The sequence below is a fragment of the Actinacidiphila glaucinigra genome, assembly GCF_900188405.1.
Classification (GTDB): Bacteria; Actinomycetota; Actinomycetes; order Streptomycetales; family Streptomycetaceae; genus Actinacidiphila; species Actinacidiphila glaucinigra.
Genome location: NZ_FZOF01000026.1, coordinates 13,902 through 28,974, shown reverse-complemented (window position 1 = coordinate 28,974; position 15,073 = coordinate 13,902). Strand labels below are relative to the sequence as shown.

17 protein-coding genes and 1 pseudogene are annotated in these 15,073 nt (G+C 69.5%); 10 read left to right on the top strand and 8 right to left on the bottom strand.

The window, feature by feature from the left end; all coding sequences use genetic code 11:
- The first annotated feature begins 390 nt into the window (after positions 1-390).
- From CHF15_RS34550 to CHF15_RS34540, 3 genes are all read left to right on the top strand, one after another.
- Entirely contained in the window at positions 391-1,089 is a 699-nt protein-coding gene (locus CHF15_RS34550; protein WP_089227871.1) for an alpha/beta hydrolase, read from the top strand.
- Between the two features lie 233 nt (positions 1,090-1,322).
- Entirely contained in the window at positions 1,323-1,574 is a 252-nt protein-coding gene (locus CHF15_RS34545; protein WP_089227870.1) for an alpha/beta fold hydrolase, read from the top strand.
- Between the two features lie 154 nt (positions 1,575-1,728).
- Positions 1,729-2,166: an alpha/beta fold hydrolase gene (locus tag CHF15_RS34540; protein WP_089227869.1), complete on the top strand. Its 438-nt coding sequence runs from the start codon at positions 1,729-1,731 to the stop codon at positions 2,164-2,166.
- Positions 2,167-2,307: 141 nt separating this feature from the next.
- Here the strand turns inward: CHF15_RS34540 and CHF15_RS45210 are convergent, their stop codons facing one another.
- Complete coding sequence (locus tag CHF15_RS45210; RefSeq protein WP_089227868.1) at positions 2,308-2,535, bottom strand: hypothetical protein; 228 nt, start codon at positions 2,533-2,535, stop codon at positions 2,308-2,310.
- Here CHF15_RS45210 and CHF15_RS34530 point away from each other — a divergent pair.
- Positions 2,429-2,650, top strand: a pseudogene (locus tag CHF15_RS34530) (IS5/IS1182 family transposase); the annotation flags it as partial. The gene CHF15_RS45210 and the pseudogene CHF15_RS34530 overlap by 107 nt on opposite strands.
- A 108-nt stretch (positions 2,651-2,758) precedes the next feature.
- Here the strand turns inward: CHF15_RS34530 and CHF15_RS34520 are convergent.
- From CHF15_RS34520 to CHF15_RS34510, 3 genes are all read right to left on the bottom strand, one after another.
- Entirely contained in the window at positions 2,759-3,130 is a 372-nt protein-coding gene (locus tag CHF15_RS34520; protein ID WP_089227866.1) for a DUF6247 family protein, read from the bottom strand.
- On the bottom strand, positions 3,127-3,399 hold the full coding sequence (locus CHF15_RS44125) for a hypothetical protein (protein WP_107418599.1): 273 nt from the start codon (positions 3,397-3,399) through the stop codon (positions 3,127-3,129). The genes CHF15_RS34520 and CHF15_RS44125 overlap by 4 nt, the downstream gene beginning before the upstream one ends.
- A gap of 382 nt (positions 3,400-3,781) precedes the next feature.
- Positions 3,782-4,279, bottom strand: a complete 498-nt coding sequence (locus CHF15_RS34510; protein WP_089227864.1) for a DUF6841 family protein — start codon at positions 4,277-4,279, stop codon at positions 3,782-3,784.
- 334 nt (positions 4,280-4,613) lie between these two features.
- Between CHF15_RS34510 and CHF15_RS34505 the strand changes: the two genes are divergently transcribed.
- Positions 4,614-4,937, top strand: a complete 324-nt coding sequence (locus CHF15_RS34505) for a hypothetical protein (RefSeq protein WP_089227863.1) — start codon at positions 4,614-4,616, stop codon at positions 4,935-4,937.
- A gap of 534 nt (positions 4,938-5,471) precedes the next feature.
- Here the strand turns inward: CHF15_RS34505 and CHF15_RS34500 are convergent.
- A complete protein-coding gene (locus CHF15_RS34500) occupies positions 5,472-6,536 on the bottom strand; it encodes a hypothetical protein (protein WP_089227862.1) in 1,065 nt (354 codons plus the stop codon).
- Positions 6,537-6,616: 80 nt separating this feature from the next.
- Here CHF15_RS34500 and CHF15_RS34495 point away from each other — a divergent pair, with 80 nt between their 5' ends.
- Complete coding sequence (locus CHF15_RS34495) at positions 6,617-6,985, top strand: hypothetical protein (RefSeq protein ID WP_089227861.1); 369 nt, start codon at positions 6,617-6,619, stop codon at positions 6,983-6,985.
- 118 nt (positions 6,986-7,103) lie between these two features.
- On the opposite strand, the gene CHF15_RS34490 is transcribed toward CHF15_RS34495, so the two are convergent.
- Positions 7,104-8,339, bottom strand: a complete 1,236-nt coding sequence (locus CHF15_RS34490) for an MFS transporter (protein WP_089227860.1) — start codon at positions 8,337-8,339, stop codon at positions 7,104-7,106.
- A 90-nt stretch (positions 8,340-8,429) separates the two neighbouring features.
- Between CHF15_RS34490 and CHF15_RS34485 the strand changes: the two genes are divergently transcribed.
- On the top strand, positions 8,430-9,308 hold the full coding sequence (locus CHF15_RS34485) for a protein kinase family protein (protein ID WP_089227859.1): 879 nt from the start codon (positions 8,430-8,432) through the stop codon (positions 9,306-9,308).
- Positions 9,309-9,787: 479 nt separating this feature from the next.
- Here CHF15_RS34485 and CHF15_RS44540 read toward each other — a convergent pair whose 3' ends face one another.
- A complete protein-coding gene (locus tag CHF15_RS44540; RefSeq protein WP_179280094.1) occupies positions 9,788-11,059 on the bottom strand; it encodes a hypothetical protein in 1,272 nt (423 codons plus the stop codon).
- Between the two features lie 1,159 nt (positions 11,060-12,218).
- Between CHF15_RS44540 and CHF15_RS34470 the strand changes: the two genes are divergently transcribed.
- Positions 12,219-12,449 carry a hypothetical protein gene (locus CHF15_RS34470; protein WP_143681707.1) on the top strand — a complete coding sequence of 77 codons (231 nt, stop codon included), beginning with the start codon at positions 12,219-12,221 and terminating at the stop codon, positions 12,447-12,449.
- A gap of 93 nt (positions 12,450-12,542) precedes the next feature.
- Here the strand turns inward: CHF15_RS34470 and CHF15_RS34465 are convergent, their stop codons facing one another.
- Positions 12,543-13,892 (bottom strand): hypothetical protein, encoded by a 1,350-nt coding sequence (locus CHF15_RS34465; RefSeq protein WP_089227855.1) that lies wholly within the window; start codon positions 13,890-13,892, stop codon positions 12,543-12,545.
- 134 nt (positions 13,893-14,026) lie between these two features.
- On the opposite strand from CHF15_RS34465, the gene CHF15_RS34460 reads away from it, so the two are divergent.
- Together CHF15_RS34460 and CHF15_RS34455 are read left to right on the top strand one after the other, a co-directional pair.
- On the top strand, positions 14,027-14,530 hold the full coding sequence (locus CHF15_RS34460; RefSeq protein ID WP_143681706.1) for a hypothetical protein: 504 nt from the start codon (positions 14,027-14,029) through the stop codon (positions 14,528-14,530).
- Entirely contained in the window at positions 14,527-15,009 is a 483-nt protein-coding gene (locus CHF15_RS34455; protein WP_089227853.1) for a hypothetical protein, read from the top strand. Before CHF15_RS34460 ends, CHF15_RS34455 begins: the two co-directional genes overlap by 4 nt.
- Positions 15,010-15,073: the final 64 nt, after the last annotated feature.

Here is a 15,073-nt window from a genome sequence, read left to right as displayed (position 1 = left end):
TGTCTGTGAGCGATCGTTGTCGTGAGAGCGACGGCCAACTGGCTCTTCTCTGTCCGTCAGTGTGGTCGACAGGGGTTCGGACAAGGGCCGGGTCCGGGTGGATCACCGTGATCACGCCGCCTTCGGCGCGCGGCCGCCGCACGTGCCTGAGAGCTGTCCCGCAATCCCTGGCGGGCGAACGGCATGGTCACTTGAACATGTCCGGGGCTCCGATCGTCCTCCCGCCCGGCGCACAACTTCAACGCCGGGCAGAAGCTCTACGCCGCCTGGTCCGCCGGCGCCATGCTCGGGCGCGTCACCGGCGGTGCGTCGCGGGCCATGGCTCCCATGCACAGCCCTGCCCGCCGGTCCCGCTGCGCCACCGGCTGCGCAGTGAGTTAGTTATCCCTTATGGAGGAAACGGTGTTCATCTGCGCCTCACGCCACCGCCTCGCAAGGGGCGCTCTCGAAATCCTGCCGAGCCCACCGCTGTACCCCCCGCTCGACGTCGGCCTGCACGAGGTGAAGACGTCGTACGCCCCGGCCCTGCTTTTTGTCCCCGACCGGCTCCCTCACTGGCCCGTACCCTTGTTGATCGCCTTCCACGGGGCCAGCGGCGAGCCCGGCGACATGCTCTCGTTGCTCCAGGACGAGGCCCAACAGCGCAAGGTCCTGCTCCTTGCCCCCAGCTCATACCGGGCCACATGGGACGTCATCCTCGACGGGCACTTCGGCCCCGACGCCATGGGTCTCCAAGACGCCATGGCCACCGTCTTCGAACACTTCCGCGTGGACAGGGACCGCATCGCCGTCTCAGGGTTCTCTGACGGCGCAACCTATGCTCTGGGCTTGGGCTTGGCCAACGGGGACCTTCTCACCCGCATCCTGGCCTATTCCCCCGGCCGCATCCCCTCCGCCCGCAGGGACGGCCGTCCCACCATCTTCGTGTCCCACGGTCAACGCGACCCGATCCTGCCCATTACCCACACCAGCCATCGCATCGTCCCCGCGCTCGAAGACGACGGCTATCACGTCGACTACATCGAGCACGCTAACGGCCACGAAGTTCCCCGCCTGGTGGTGGCCGCCTCAGCCGAACTACTCGGCTGACCAGTGGCACCTGACCTGCACCGACCACGGTCGTCCGCGGTCTACGTACCGCATCCCGGTGAGCACCTTCGCGAGATCCATTCCTGCCGCCCCCCGGAGCCCCTCGCTTGGGTCCGCCCGTTGGTCACGCCGACCAACTCGCGGAAGGAACGTGGACGGACACTCACATCAGTCGGCACCGCTGAGGGCGGTGTTGTTCATCAGAGCCATATACGCAAGAGGTGTAAACGACAATGATCGAAGGTTTCACGAGTTCTTTGGCCGAGGTCAATGGCACCCGGCTGCACTATGTCGCCGGGGGGCAGGGCGACCCCGTCGTATTGCTTCCCGGATGGCCGAGGACCTGGTACCAGTTCCACAAGATCATCCCGTTGCTGGCCCAGCGCTACCGCGTGATCGCCGTGGACCTGCGGGGCATGGGCGACTCCGACAGCCCGCTGCCGGGTACGACAAGAAGACCATGGCCCGCGATATATACGAGCTGATTCACGCTCTTGGCTACAGCGAGGCGAACATCGCCGGCGAGGACATCGGGTCGATGGTGGCTTACAGCTTCGCTGCGAACCACCCCGAAGCGACTTGGAAGGTCGCTCTGTGGGAGGTGGGACACCCCGGGGAGGCATTCTCAACGATCTGCGGGTGCTGCCGCAGGAAGGCCGGACGACGGGACCTTGGTGGTTCGGCCTCAACCAGGTGCAGGAGCTGCCCGAGCAACTCCTCGAAGGCCGCTTCCGATTCCTCATCGACTGGCTGATCGGCTATCAGGCCTCGGGCCCCGAGCACTTCAGTGAAGAGGCCCGCGCTCTCTACGCTGCCGCGTACGACACGCCGGACGCGATCCGGGCCGGGAACGGCTGGTACCAGACGTTCGGTCAGGACATCGTCGATGCGGAGCACTATCCGATACTGACCATGCCTCTGCTCGGGCTCGGCGGCGTGCACTTTCCGTTCGTTCCCGCACTGCTGGAGGGCAAGGTGGCAGACGCAACGTACGTGGAGCTCAAGGGTGCGGGCCACTACCTTGCTGAGGAGCGACCCGACGAGCTCGCACGTGAGTTGACCGCCTTCTTCGGATGATCCCGGCCCGCTTCAGCAGGCGTGGTTCCAGTACTTCGACGTAGTCGGTCGATGCCTGATTGCTGGCTGCTCATCACGTTACCCTCGATCCTGCTTGAGGACCGGTCAGCAATTCACCGGGCCCCTCGTCGTGCTTCCGCGTCATTCTGTGGTCCAGGTCCGTGAATCTGGGGTCTGGACTGCGCGGACATGGGTTAGGGCGGCCTGGGCGGCCTTTCCCCAAAGCGTGTTGCGCAAGGTCGGAACCTTCTTGCCCCCGGGCAGCGTGGCGGCGTCGAGCAGGAACTGCCGGTACTCAACGAAACTGCAGGTGGTCGTCGACGCCAACAGCCGCCTGGCCGTGGCCACCGGTAATCCGCTGTCCGGCATCCGTAACGACTACCTTGCCTTCACCGAGTCCGGCGTCGAACGGGCCTGCCGCGGTGCTCCCGGGGTCGCCGATAGCGGCTATCAGGGCACCAGACTGCTCGTCCCGCACTATCGGCCAGGACGACGAGTTCGCCGGCCAGGCGTTCGACCTCGGCCACGACCCGCGCGGGCAGGCCGTTGACGACATGCTCGGCGTCCGGGTCGTACTCCCAGCGCCAGCCGCTCAAGACTGATCGCTGCGGGGCAGCCCAGCCTCGGTGGCGGCCTTGTCGAGGATCCACCCGATCTCGGCGGCGACCGTCCTGGCCTCGTCCGGGTCCTCGACGACGGCGGCCCGGGCTTCGAGGTGCCGGAGCCGGGCGGCCTGTTCCGGATGGCGTTCAATGGCGACCTGCAGCGCCCACTGGCCGAGGAACCGCCGCACGGGGGCGGAGCTGACCTCGCTCCGCGCCTGGGCCATGGCCGCGGCCCGCTCGGCATCGAAGGTGGGCACCGCCTCCGGCGCGATCCGGGCGAGAGCGGCTCGCAGCTCCTCGGCCGTAGTGGAAGGCTGCGGCACGCTCCGACGCTCCGGGTGTTCGGATGCGGTGCTCATGCTGCGTCCTTTCCTTGACTGCTGAGGTTGCGACGGTGGGCTGCAGCCAAGGTGGAGACGTGCTGACGCGACCAGCCCACACGGGCGGCCACCGCGGCCGGTCCGCCGCGTTCATAACGGGCGGCGATCCTGCCCGCTGCCTCACTCAGTGCCGTTCGCGCCTGCTCCAGCGCCAGGGTGTACTCCTCGACGGCGCGGGCGAGACGGTCCAGCTCGTCCGTTTCCTCGAGATCCAGTATGACGCGGGTCACGCGCGGTGAGGTCACCATGGAACGATCCTGCCCCACCTATACAATCCTCGAACCGCACTGGTCGAGAGCCGTGGCGATGGAACGTTGCTGGTGGTCGGTTGTTCTCTGAGCGGGTGAAGCAGGCTGCATCTGGTGTTGTGGTACCTCGCGCCGCCGTTGAACCGGCAAGGGGGCGTGCCCGCCGCATAGGCGACGATTCGGATCGGATGCAGACACGCAGCAGTTCGGTCTCCTTCGGCGCTTTCCCGTTGCGCGGATGCTGGCCTCGAGCGCCGCTATCAACTCACCCCCTCCACGTTCGCGAGAGCCACGCCGGGCGAAGTCACCGATTAGGGGCTGTACGAGGTGAACGGGTCATTGTGGGCATGCCGTCGACGTCAGGCCCCGCGCGTGAGGCGGATCAGGGGGTCACGGTGACGAAGGTGTCGGCGATGCGGTCGACGTCGGTCGGGTGGGAGGCGATGGCGATGATGCGCCAGGTACCGGAGTCGTGACGCCGGACCTCGAAGTGGACTGCGAGGCGCTCGATCTCGGTGTTGTCGGCCCTGCGGCGCGACCAGATCACGTCGATCCCGGCGGAGTGCGAGCTGTAGGCGGTCACTCGGCTGTCGGGAACATCGGTGTGGGTGTATCCGGCGGCCCGCAGCGGCTCCTGCTGCGCAGCAAGGTAGACCAGTACCGAGTCCGGGTCGGGGCACCAGTCGTACAGGGCGCGGGCCGGGTCGGGGTCGTCCCTTGAGACGCTGAGCGGAGGGACCCAGAAGTTCAGAACGACCCGGGGATCGGCGGATGGGTCCGCAGCCATGGCGGTCCAGGCCGGGAGGTAATGGTTGAAGAACCAGTCACGGGCCTCCTCGGCCGCATGCGCCACGTTGTCCTTGTACTGCTCGAGGTCCACTTCGCTCCTTCGCCTTCCTCGCACTTCGGGCGCGAGCCTCGCCCGGGCCTGGGATTGCCCCCGACGCCATTCTGACAAAACGTCAGGTAATGGGAGCCCGACCCGCCGACCTACACCGGGCGCGGCCGCGGCACCGGCCGCAGGCGGCGCCAGGCGGTCACGCCCGAGCAGCCCACCACACCGGCGGGGACGTCCCGCCTGTCCACACCTTGCGCATTACATAGTCAATGCCCGCCAGAGCAACACGGTCAGGCACCCGAAGCCGATCCGGGTTCCTTGGTGCCCGCTGCGCGTGGTCGGATCCTGGCGTCGTACTCGCCGCCGTCTCGTTACAATGCGCACGACGGCGGTGCCTGCCGACTTGTTGGGGTCTGCCACTGCGGGCCTGCTGGACGACTTCCGCACGGGTGTTTGGCAACCCAGTGTGGAAGAGCGCGATCTCGCCGATGGCCTGGCTCCTATCCGCTGGAGCGAAGAGTCTCTGCGAGCATCCCTGCGGGACCTCCCACAGGCGGTCGCCGACGGCCGCCTGTGCACACTGTTCGTACTCGTCGTCCAGGTCATTGCCCCGGCACCGGGAGCCGCCAGCGACGGCACCCTGCTGCAGGTACGGGTCCTCATCGACGCCCTCACCCCGCCCCTGCGGGCTCTGGCGTGAGTTGGCCGTTCTCAGGGTGAAGAGCCCTTGGACGTTGGCCAGGTGAGCATGGCCCCGAACCGGACAGCCGCGAGGAGAGCGTGGAAGGCGACACGACGGCCATCCCTGACCTGCTGCGCGCGGGGCTCCGGCACAGGCTCAGAGACTGACCTGCCGTGACCCCGCTGGTTCGGGCACGAAGAGGACGCGGTGACGTCGCCTGTTCGGGGCGTGCGGCGACCGCCGGGCGGATGGTGGTGGGTATTCCGTGCGCGGCCGCAGCAGGCCCGAGAGGGCTGCCGCGGCCGCGCACGGATCGCTGCTCTGGTCGCCGAGACGACCTCGTCGATGGCGGTTCGTACCGGACCGCTTGCCGGGCCCACGAGGGCGGGGTCCCGGCCGGCTCGATGGGATCGATGCGGCCGGGGCTGTGCGGCAGCCTCGCCTCGCCCGCTGCGCGCTGGGTGTCCGACGCAGACGGGGCCGGCGTGTGGTGTGGCCGCGAGGGGGGGACTGTCGCCGTGGAGGTTCCCCGGCTGGCTGTCCGCGCTTCGGTCAGCGGCTGAAGCGTTCGCCCGCGTAGGTCTCAAGGGCGGGCGCGACTGCGTGTTCCCCGTCATGCAGCCGGTCGAGGCGCACCAGGGTATAGGCCTGGTGGCCGTCGATGAGGTGCGTGCGATCCCGGCCGAGGTCGGCGCCGGGGAGGGGCAGGAGGGTCAGTTGGACGGTCTGCTTTGAGGTGCCGGGGCGGGTCTCGAAGACAACCGCGGCGATCTTGGACCAAGGGACGTAGAACTCGGAGGTGGCGTACTCACGCATCCCGATGCCACCTGGCCCGATCCGCAGCCGAAGAGGTCGCCTCCAGCGTCGGAAGGAGTGGATCGTCATCCCCCAGGCAATCACGGTGCCCCAGCCCCAGAGGGCCCAGAACGTTCCGAAGTGACCGGCCGACGTGGCTGCCACTACACCGGCAGGCACAGTGAGTACGCAGGCGACGCCGAGCCGGGTCAAGAACCGCGCTCCGTTGGGCTCCCGCCCGAGGAACACGCACTCGCCACCGGGAACATTCCACGCCGCGTCGGCCACGACGGGGGGAGCCGGAGGCCGCACGGACAAGGGGACAGTCTCGAACCGTTCGCCCCCGTAGTACGCCAGTGCATCGGTGAGCTCGGAAATACCCTGATCGAGCTTGTCAGTGTCGAGCAGGGTGTACCGCAGCCGTCCGTCGCGGGTCGGATCGGGCTTGCGCGGCAACGTGACGCCCGCGACGGGACGGAGGGTGAGTAGCGGAGCGGGATAGCTGGTTCCGTCCTCGCCGTACACCGGTTCCGGGTAGCGGAGGGCGATAGCCTCGATCTGCGCCCAGCTCAATGCCCCGTCGTACGTCGTCACTCCGAAGTCGTCAACGACGAGCCGGAACGGCTTCCGCAGCCGGGCGAATTGCACCACTCCCAAGAGCATGCACAGAGCGCAGGCAAGCACAGGAAACGCAAGGTCCGTGAGGTGGTCGGGGCGCCCTTCCGCCACGAACCACGCCGCCATTGCCGCTAGCCCGACGCCGGCGACGCCCAGGAAACGCCGCCCGGTCTGCCGTATCCGTCTACCGGCAGTGAACTCCATTGCCGCATCCCCCCGTTAGTTGTGACCGACCCCCACGATGCGGCACGGCGTCACGCTTCGGCGCCTCCCAGACCGCACTGGTGCGCAGCGGTGACGCACTTGTTGCGTGGTGTGCCGTCGCGGTCAGCGCGGGACGCGAGTGCACCTACTACTGCCCGGACGAGGCCACGGCCTGCCGGTGCATCGAGGCCTTGGCCGAGTCCGACAAGCGGCTGCGGGAGCGCCCGGAGGAGCTGATGCTCTGGGACTGGCAGTCCACGTACTTCGAGACTGAGCTGGGCAACCCCAACGGCGGTGGCACCGTGATCCTCGGCGTCGCCTGGTACGACGCCGAGTTCTTCGAGGACCGGCGCGAGGCGTGGTTCGGCGCGATGCACCAGCGGATCTACCAGGGGCTCGGGATCCCGCTGGACGACATCGAGGTCACCCACTGGAAGCTCGTTGCCTGAGCGGCTGATGGGCTGACGCAGGGGTGAGCGGCCGGGTCTGCCATGGCCTCCCTTTGAGGGGAGGAGGTACGGGCCCGGCCTTCCGTGATGTGCAGGGAGGAACAGGGATGAGGGGGCGTCAGTCCCGCGACAGCTCGGGCTCGGGTTGCGGCACGCGCATGCTTGCGGTGTCCCGCGTCCACCACCAGGAGGCCGCCGCGCCGATGCCGGCGACGGCCACTGTGATGAGCCCGCCGGTCAGGAACCCGGCCGTGGGCGAACCTGCCGCGACAGCGGGGACGACCAGCATCGACGCCGTTCCGGCTGTGCGGATGATCGTGAGGTCCAGCGACATCAGGCGGCGGCGCGGCCCGGCCGGGAAGGCGGCGAGGTGCGTTTGCAGGGTGATGCCGCAGAACGGGGCCAAGAACCCGGACGCGGCGGCGAGCGCCAGGAGGACCGGCAGGTTCGAGGCGAGGCCGTTGAAGGCGAGGAGCAGCCCGGACGCGGCCCACACCGCGCAGTACACGACGGGGAGCCGGGACGGGAGGCGGACGTGCCCGGCGGCGAGGTTCCCGGCCAGGGCGCCCGCGCCGGTTGTTGCCAGGATCAGTCCGTACGTCCCGGCCCCGGCGTGGAAGCGGGCGGCCAGCAGGGCGGGCAGGGCGAAAGAGACGGCCTGGGCGAAGATGCCGACGCCGTGCACGCCGATCGCGGCGCCGGTCGCCGGGTGGGAGCGCAGCAGCAGCCGGGTGCCGAGTGTCTCGGGTGCGGCTGGGCGCTTGCCGGTCGGGGCGCTTTTGTGGGCGCCCCGGCCGAGGCGGGCCAGCACTCCGGCGGATACCGCGAACGTCGCGGCGTCCAGCCAGAAGAGCGCGCCTTGCGGCATCACCGCGAGGAGGACGCCGGCGGCACCGGGTCCGGAGATGCGGGCGATACGGCCGGTGAGGTCCGTCAGCCCGTATATCGCCTGCACTTCGCTGGGGCGGACCAGGTCGGGGACGAGCGCCCCGAGGTTGGGGTCGAACAGGGCTCCGGCGGCGCCGACGGCGACGGCCAGGGCGAGCATGGCCGGCAGGCCGAAGACGTTCCAGGCGACTGGTAGGAGAGCGACGAGCACGATCCGGGAGGCGTCCACCGCGGCGAGCGCCCGCAGCGACGCGAAGCGGTCCATCAGTCGGCGGCCGACGGTGCCCATCACGATGTACGGCACCGATTCTGCGACCGCGACCAGGCCCATCGCGGCGGCGCCGGACTTCTCCCACGCAAGCCACATGATCGCCATGGCGTACAGGCGGTCACCGAAGACCGACAGGCCTTGCGCGCCCCAGAGAGCCAGGACGGGACGGCGGCGCAGCAGTCGGACGTACCCCATGATCACTCCGCCCAGGAAAGCGCGAAGTCCCGGCCGATGTGCGTGCCGGGACTCCCCACACCCTAGGGCACCTGACGAGACGGAAGAGACATGACGACGCAGGCGATCCCTCTTGAGGCGCGTATCGCAGCAGACGCGACATGCGGCGACGCAACCGTGCTGGAGCCGGTCACCGACCGGCGCGGCTGCGCGGTGTGGAAGGCCACCGGCCCGCTCCGGTCCGCCGCGGTGAAGTGCGGCGCCGGGCCTGAGGGCACGGTCATCGTGCTCCGCGAGTCCGCCGCGGTCGCCGGCATCCTCGGCGGCTCCGCCGTGATGGCGCAGGGCCGCAACCCTGGCGAGGCGTGGATGATAACCGCCTGGCACGACGGCCCGTCGACGAGTCAGCTCCTCGCCGGAGTCCGCGACGGCACCACCGACCTCGGCGCCGCCCGGGACGCCATGGTCGCCGCATGCGAAGCGGTGGCCGCCCTCCACGCGGCCGGGTGGGTGCACGGCGACATCCAGCCTGAACACATGGTGCACACCCCCGCCGGCGTGCGGTTCCTGGACTGCTCATGGGCCTGGCACCCGCTCACCCTCGGCCCCTCCCGCCTGTTCCGCGGAGGTATGCCCCACCTCATCGCCCCCGAGCTGGCGTGGAGGGTCCACCGCGGGCACCGGCCCGTCGTCGTCACCTCCACCGACGAGGTATACACACTGGCGGCCAGCCTGTGGTGGGCGATCGCCGACGAGTGGCCGCTCTCCTACGTGGAGGCAGGCGTCGACCCGAGCGCCCTGGACGGCGTAGGGCTGCGGCACGCTATCGCCACCCGTGGGATCCCGGTCCGGTCGGCGACGGTGTGGCCTGCCGCCCAGATTGTGCTGAGCCACGTAATGTCCCAGCCGGACTATCGGCGGCCTTCGGCGGCGGACCTGGCGATCCTGCTGGGCACGGCCCTGGACGACGAGGCAGCCGCCCCGGCCTGATGTGTGCGAACGCGGAGCGCTTCGAGGTCTGGTTGCACCGATGCCGTCCATGATGTCGCGCTGGCCTGCTGCCGTGGCCCCCCGGCCGCCCTCGAACCTGCGCCTGCGGGAACGCCAACCGAGATCTGTGCCGACGTGTAGGAGGAATTCGCGGTGTCCGTCGGTGTTGACAGCGTTCGAGACAGGGAGTGGATGTTGACCACGGCCGCCCTGGTGTTGGGGTGGGGCTTGTGATGCGCATTGGGCGGGTCGGCTGGTTGCGCACGGGGTGGGTGGTGGGTTGGGTTGGTGTTGCGCACAGGGGTGCGTCTTGCGCAGGGGCGGGCTTGTTGGCGGTGTGGCGGGTCCTGCTTGAGCCCGGGGCGCCTGGGGTGTGGCGTCGGTACCCGGGAGAGCCCGTACAGCACTGATTTGCGGTGAGCTGAGCCCCGCCCGACGGGGAAGTGCCGGTGAGGGGGTCTGCGTGGGTGTTGGCCGGTTCATGGGTGTTGTTGGGTGCGGCAGGGGCATTTGCGGGCGCGGCCGTCGGGGTCGGTGGTCCAGCCGTGGTCGCAGGCTCCGCAGTGGGTGGGGTGTGCGGGTCGTGTGGCGGGTTGTGGGGTGGTGGGGGGTGTCCAGTGTTGGAGGTGGCGTTTGAGGTCGTACCAGGTGGGTTTGCGGGCCATGGCGGTGGCTGCCTGGGTGAGGTGCTGTTCTTGGATGCCGGCGTTCAGGAGGGCTTCGGCGGTGTGGGCGATGCGGCCGGGGGCGAGGGCGGGGACGGGGTGGCCGTGGTGGTGGCGGGCGGTGGTCCAGGCGTCGGCGATCCGGGCGGCAGCTGCTGCTCGCGGCTGGGCCGGTGCTGATCGTGCCGGTGCGGGCGCGGCGGGGTTGGGGGTGCCGGGGGTGTGGCCGTGTCGGGCGGGGGCGGCTGCTTGCGGGCTGCCGGGTGCCGGTTGTGCTGGTGCTGGTGCACTGGTGCCGGCGTTGCCTGGGGTGTTGCCGGTGGGGCCTGATCGCGATGGCGTCGTGGGCGGGGGGCCGGCTGGGGGCGTGTGTCCGGATGGGGTGGTGGTCTCTCTCTTCGGTGCCGGGGTGGTCGGAGGTCGGGGTGTGGTGGGCGGGGAGGAGAGAGAGGAGTTCTTTCTGTCTTGCTTGTTCAGTCTTAGTTCTTTAGCTGACGGGTTTCCGGCGGTCGGGTGACCGGCGGCCGGTTCACCGATTGCCGGGTCGCCGACCGTCGGTTCACCGACTGCCGGGAACCCGTTACTCGGTCCGGCCTGCACGTCTTCGGAGTCGTCGCTGGTGGCGGCCGGGTCAGGAGGCCCCGTTGTGACCGGGTGGAGGGCGGATTGTGCGGCCGGGGAGTCTGTGGCGGCCGGTTCTGGCAGCGTTTCCTTGAGCGGAGTGGTGGCGGGGGCCGGGGTGTGGTGGTTGCGGGGGTCGAGCCAGGCGGGTTCGACGCGTATGGCGCGTGTTCCGGTCACGTGGTTCAGGAGGTGGTGGATGTCGGCGTGTTGGTGGGGGAGGCCGGCGACGGAGAATTCGGTGCGCCAGGTGCCGTCGGCGGCGTCCTGGATCTTGAGTTTGACGATGTAGCCGCAGTTGACGAGGTTCCGCATGGCTTTGGTGAGCGCTTCGCGGCCGGGTTTACGGGTCTGGGCCAGGGCGGCGATGGTGAAGTCCGCGCCGTCGGGCAGGCGCAGCGCCATGGTGAGCAGTCCGATGTCCAGGACGCTCAGTCGCTGGTCGTCGACAGCACGGTTGTCCACGGCGACGAACCGTGGAGGCCGGGTGGGGAGTTTCCTCACTGACCGTCACCAGCCGCGGCGGGTGTGGCCGGACCGGCAGCGGCGGTGTCCGTACGCGTTGGGGGCAGCGGTTGTGATGCACGCCCGGGGGCGTGGTGGTGTGTGGCCAGGCCGTCTGTGGCGGCGTTTGGTGTTCGGGCGGCTATGCCCCGAAGGCGGTGACCCGCGGTGGCTGCGTCTGTCGACTCGCGCAACGCGGCCCGCAGGGCGAGCTCCGGCTGTCTGCGGGACGGGCCGGGCATGCCCGGCCTTGTGGCGCCCGCTTCGGGGACGGTGGCAGGCGGATGCACAGCGGCGGTCATGTGGGCTCCCGGGCTTGGTGGACGTGGGTGATGTCATCCATGAAGCCCGGTGGCACTCACCGATTTGCTCACCGAAAAGGGGGTTGAAAGATCACAATCCGGCATCACCTTCCGTCGGTGAGTGACGGCATGTCACCGGTGAGGAGCAGGAATCTGCTCACCACCGCAGGTCGCCAGACCTGGCGGTACCTCACCGCTCTACTGGCTGTCCCTGACTGAAATTTTGACGCCGTGACAGTCTGCGGTTGCAGCGTGCGAGGCTGCACGACGGCGCAGAGCCAGAGCTTCCCCAGCCGAAGGGCGACTGGCGCACCGTCCGCGGAGCACAACCGGATCAGGCCCTGATCCCCGTCGTCCGTCGGCGGACCGTCCCCGATGCCCGGACTGGTGAGAAGGAGGCACGGCGGCCGGCGCCTCGTGTGCCGCTGCGCGCGGTCCTGGTGGTAGCCCTCTGCTGGAGGCCGCACGGCGAGCGCGGTGGCGTGCGCCCGGTCTTGTGTGGGGAGCGGGCGCTGGGCGGGGGCTGGGGACTTTTCGCTGTGGTTACTGCGGTGGGGTGACGAAGGTGCCGCGTTGGGGCACGGTGAAGACCAGTCCGTCCGGCGGCGGTACGCGGAACGCGCGGGAGCCAGGACGGGTTGCTGACCATCCCGTGGTCCGCTTCCGCGGCGCCGGGTCGTGTGCCTTCTGCCGCTGTGACTCGGGTGTCGTTGTCGGCTTCGGCCGGGGGGTAACGGCATCCCCCGATCGTTTGGAGGACAACTGCGGGCGCCGCCCGAGACGCTCGGATGCGGCAGCGGTCGGGCGAAGGGGCTCTGGTGAGGACACCTGACGGGCTGGACGAATGGCGCCTTGCCGGATTCGCCGTCACCCTCGCAGGAGACCTCCGCGAGGACGACGCCGAGCCACTCCGGGCCGCCATCGCGCTGGTGCGTGGTGTCGCCTCCGTCGAACCGGTGCCAGCCGACATCACGCGGCACATCGTTGACGAGCGGGCGCGCAGCGAGCTCTGCGGGAAGCTCGCCACCCTCCTCACTGACGGGAAGTGACCCGGGCGGAAAGGCGCGCGCCCCAAGCTCAGCCCGTATCGTGAAAGCAGTGCCCCCCAGGGCTCCGACAGCTCCCTGGGGGGCACTGCTGTGTCATGCGGCCTTGAGCGCAGCAACTTCCTGCACCCGGCTGGCCAGCTCCCGCACGGACCGTGCCGTCCGGTGCCGCTCGAGCTCCGTCCGCATCGTGGCGAAGTGGTCGTCACCGCGTACCGAAGAGACGTGCTCGTACTCGTCGAGGAACCGGCCCCACGAGTCGACGGAGGCGTCCAGGTGCCCGTGGCGGAGCTGGCGCTGGGCGAGCACCGCGTAGGCGTGGACGCGGCCCTGCCGCTCCTGGGCGGGCTGCAGCCGGATGGACTGCCGTAGCGCCTTGATACTCCCGGCCAGGTCCCCCTCCTCCATCAGCACGTGGCTGACGTGGAAGAGGTAGGCGGTCTGGTCGTAGCCCCCGACGTGGTCGCGCCGGTTGTCGGCCTTGGCAAGCGCGGTCTCCGCTTCCCGCAGCCGGGAGTGCGCCTGCGCCGTAGCTCCGACCATTGACGCCGCATGCGCCTGCTGGCCGCGCAGGAACGCCACCAGGCGCGGCCCCGCGGACGGGGCGGCCTCGGCGGCGGAGTCGGCGAGCTCGAGCGCCTTCCGCCCGTACCCGAGGTTCGAGGCCTGCAGCGACATCCCGCGCAGCGTCCGGCAGAACGTCACATGATCCTGAGCCTCACCGGCCAGACGCAGCGCCTTGACGTAGTACCGCTGGCCGAGCCCGTGGGCCTTCTCGTACATGGCCATCCAGCCCGTCAGGTACGTCAGGTCGCTGGCCGCGGCGAGCATGTCGGCGTGGACGTCCTCGGAGGCCTGCGCACGCAGCCACGGGCCCACAGTGTTGACGAGGAACGCTGCGGCCATGGGGCGGGCGTGGCCGGCGCCGAACTCGTCGAGGATGTCCGCGATCCGCTCCGTCATGGAGCGCACCGAAGCGACCTGTGATGCGCCGATCCGCGTGGTTGCCTTCCCCGGCGAGACCGGCTCGTCAGCTCGAGCGGTCTGGGCGAACAGGGGCACGGTTAGCGCCGCGGAGAACAGGGTCGCGGTCAGTACGCCGCGGCGAGTTGGGTCCATGTCCGCCCTTCCGAGGTCTATCAACTCCTCGACAGTGTCGGGTTGATCGGACCCTGTGGCGGATACGGCGGGCTCGAGGCCTGCCTCGGCGTGCGTGACCGGCCGGCCGAGCCGTCGAGACAGCGCCTCCACGATCAGTGGCCTGACCTCGGGTTTCGGCGGTGTGCCTGCAATCCAGTGCGCAACGGCTGTGCGGTCGTACGTCAGTTGCAACCCTGCCTGCGGGCCGAGCCTGTTGACCTGTTGCGCCATCTGCGTGCGCGTCCATTTGGCCTGGTCAAGCAGCTCTGCGAGGGCGGGGTTGGGCGTGCGTTTCCGAGCAACCATGTCTAAACCTCCGACAGCTTCCATGGTCGTTCACGGTGTTCACGGTCCCACCTGCTCTCCACGGTACCCGCGGAGAGTGATGGAGCGGTTACCTCATCACAAGACAGCGCATGATCTCGGCCTTGGGAGTCAAGGTGACCACCACGCAACCGAAAACGATCACTACCGGTACGTCCGGGTCGCCCGTCGCCGTGGTCGAGATCCCGATGCCCGTCAGCGAAGACTCGGTCTGGCAGTGGCGTCGTGACTTCGAGGCTAATGGATCCTCCGGCGGCAACGCCCGGGTGCACACCCGCACACAGCTCCACATCGGCCGGTGGCCCGGCGACGTCGAGAACGCGGCACAGGTCGCCGCCCGGCTGATGGACAACGCTGCCCGGCACTCCTCGCCGCCGCCGCGGGCGCGGCTGGGCCTGCGCCTGGCTGTCATCGCCACCGGTGAGCTCCTGATCGAGGTCATCGACCCGCTCCCCGACTTCCCCAACTTCACCGAGGCCGTCACGTGGCGGCCCACCGAGGGGCAGCCGGCCCGCGGGCTGTGGGTTGCGCGGCACTTCGGCGCCCGTCTGTCCTACGCGGTCGCCGACGACCGGCGGTTCAAGACCGTGCAGGCCCTCATCCCCGGGACGCTGGTATGAGTATCGCTGAGGTACAGGTGCGCGACGACATGGGGGACCTGGCCGACCGTATCCGCGCCTATCGCGCCATCGCCGTTCAGCGCGAGGTGCGGATGCCGCTCGGTGGCAGCCTCTTCGACACGGTGATTACCGGCATGGGAGACGCCGCCGCCATGGTCGCGACCATGGATGAGATCCAGGTCGGAGCCTGCGGCCCGGTCATCGCCGACCCCGACGCCGGGTGGCTGTACTGGCTCGTACCGCCGGGAACGACCGCCCGATGGGACCCGCACCCGTATGGGCTGTGCCTCGGGGCACCGCACATCCTGAGGCTGCCCCCGCTCGCCCGCGACGTGCCTCCGGGCCCGTACTGGCTGCGGCCGTGCGTCAGCGACCGTCTCCTGCCACCGGTACCGCTCCGCGGTCTCCTCGAGTGCTTCCGGCCGCTTCCGGCTCCGCATGAGTCGATCGCGGCCCAGCTGGGCTTCCCCCTCACCTGACAGTGAAGTCCCGCCCTGGCTGCCTGAGCGTGCTGGCCTCCCCATCGTGCTTCGGCTTCCTCGC

Excerpts from the sequence above, each read along its gene's own strand:
- CHF15_RS34550 (WP_089227871.1), top strand. The coding sequence starts at position 391 with ATGGAGGAAACGGTGTTCATCTGCGCCTCACGCCACCGCCTCGCAAGG.
- CHF15_RS34545 (WP_089227870.1), top strand. The coding sequence starts at position 1,323 with ATGATCGAAGGTTTCACGAGTTCTTTGGCCGAGGTCAATGGCACCCGG.
- CHF15_RS45210 (WP_089227868.1), bottom strand. The coding sequence starts at position 2,535 with ATGCCGGACAGCGGATTACCGGTGGCCACGGCCAGGCGGCTGTTGGCG.
- CHF15_RS34520 (WP_089227866.1), bottom strand. The coding sequence starts at position 3,130 with ATGAGCACCGCATCCGAACACCCGGAGCGTCGGAGCGTGCCGCAGCCT.
- CHF15_RS44125 (WP_107418599.1), bottom strand. The coding sequence starts at position 3,399 with ATGGTGACCTCACCGCGCGTGACCCGCGTCATACTGGATCTCGAGGAA.
- CHF15_RS34505 (WP_089227863.1), top strand. The coding sequence starts at position 4,614 with ATGCGCACGACGGCGGTGCCTGCCGACTTGTTGGGGTCTGCCACTGCG.
- CHF15_RS34500 (WP_089227862.1), bottom strand. The coding sequence starts at position 6,536 with ATGGAGTTCACTGCCGGTAGACGGATACGGCAGACCGGGCGGCGTTTC.
- CHF15_RS34490 (WP_089227860.1), bottom strand. The coding sequence starts at position 8,339 with ATGGGGTACGTCCGACTGCTGCGCCGCCGTCCCGTCCTGGCTCTCTGG.
- CHF15_RS34485 (WP_089227859.1), top strand. The coding sequence starts at position 8,430 with ATGACGACGCAGGCGATCCCTCTTGAGGCGCGTATCGCAGCAGACGCG.
- CHF15_RS34465 (WP_089227855.1), bottom strand. The coding sequence starts at position 13,892 with ATGGTTGCTCGGAAACGCACGCCCAACCCCGCCCTCGCAGAGCTGCTT.
- CHF15_RS34455 (WP_089227853.1), top strand. The coding sequence starts at position 14,527 with ATGAGTATCGCTGAGGTACAGGTGCGCGACGACATGGGGGACCTGGCC.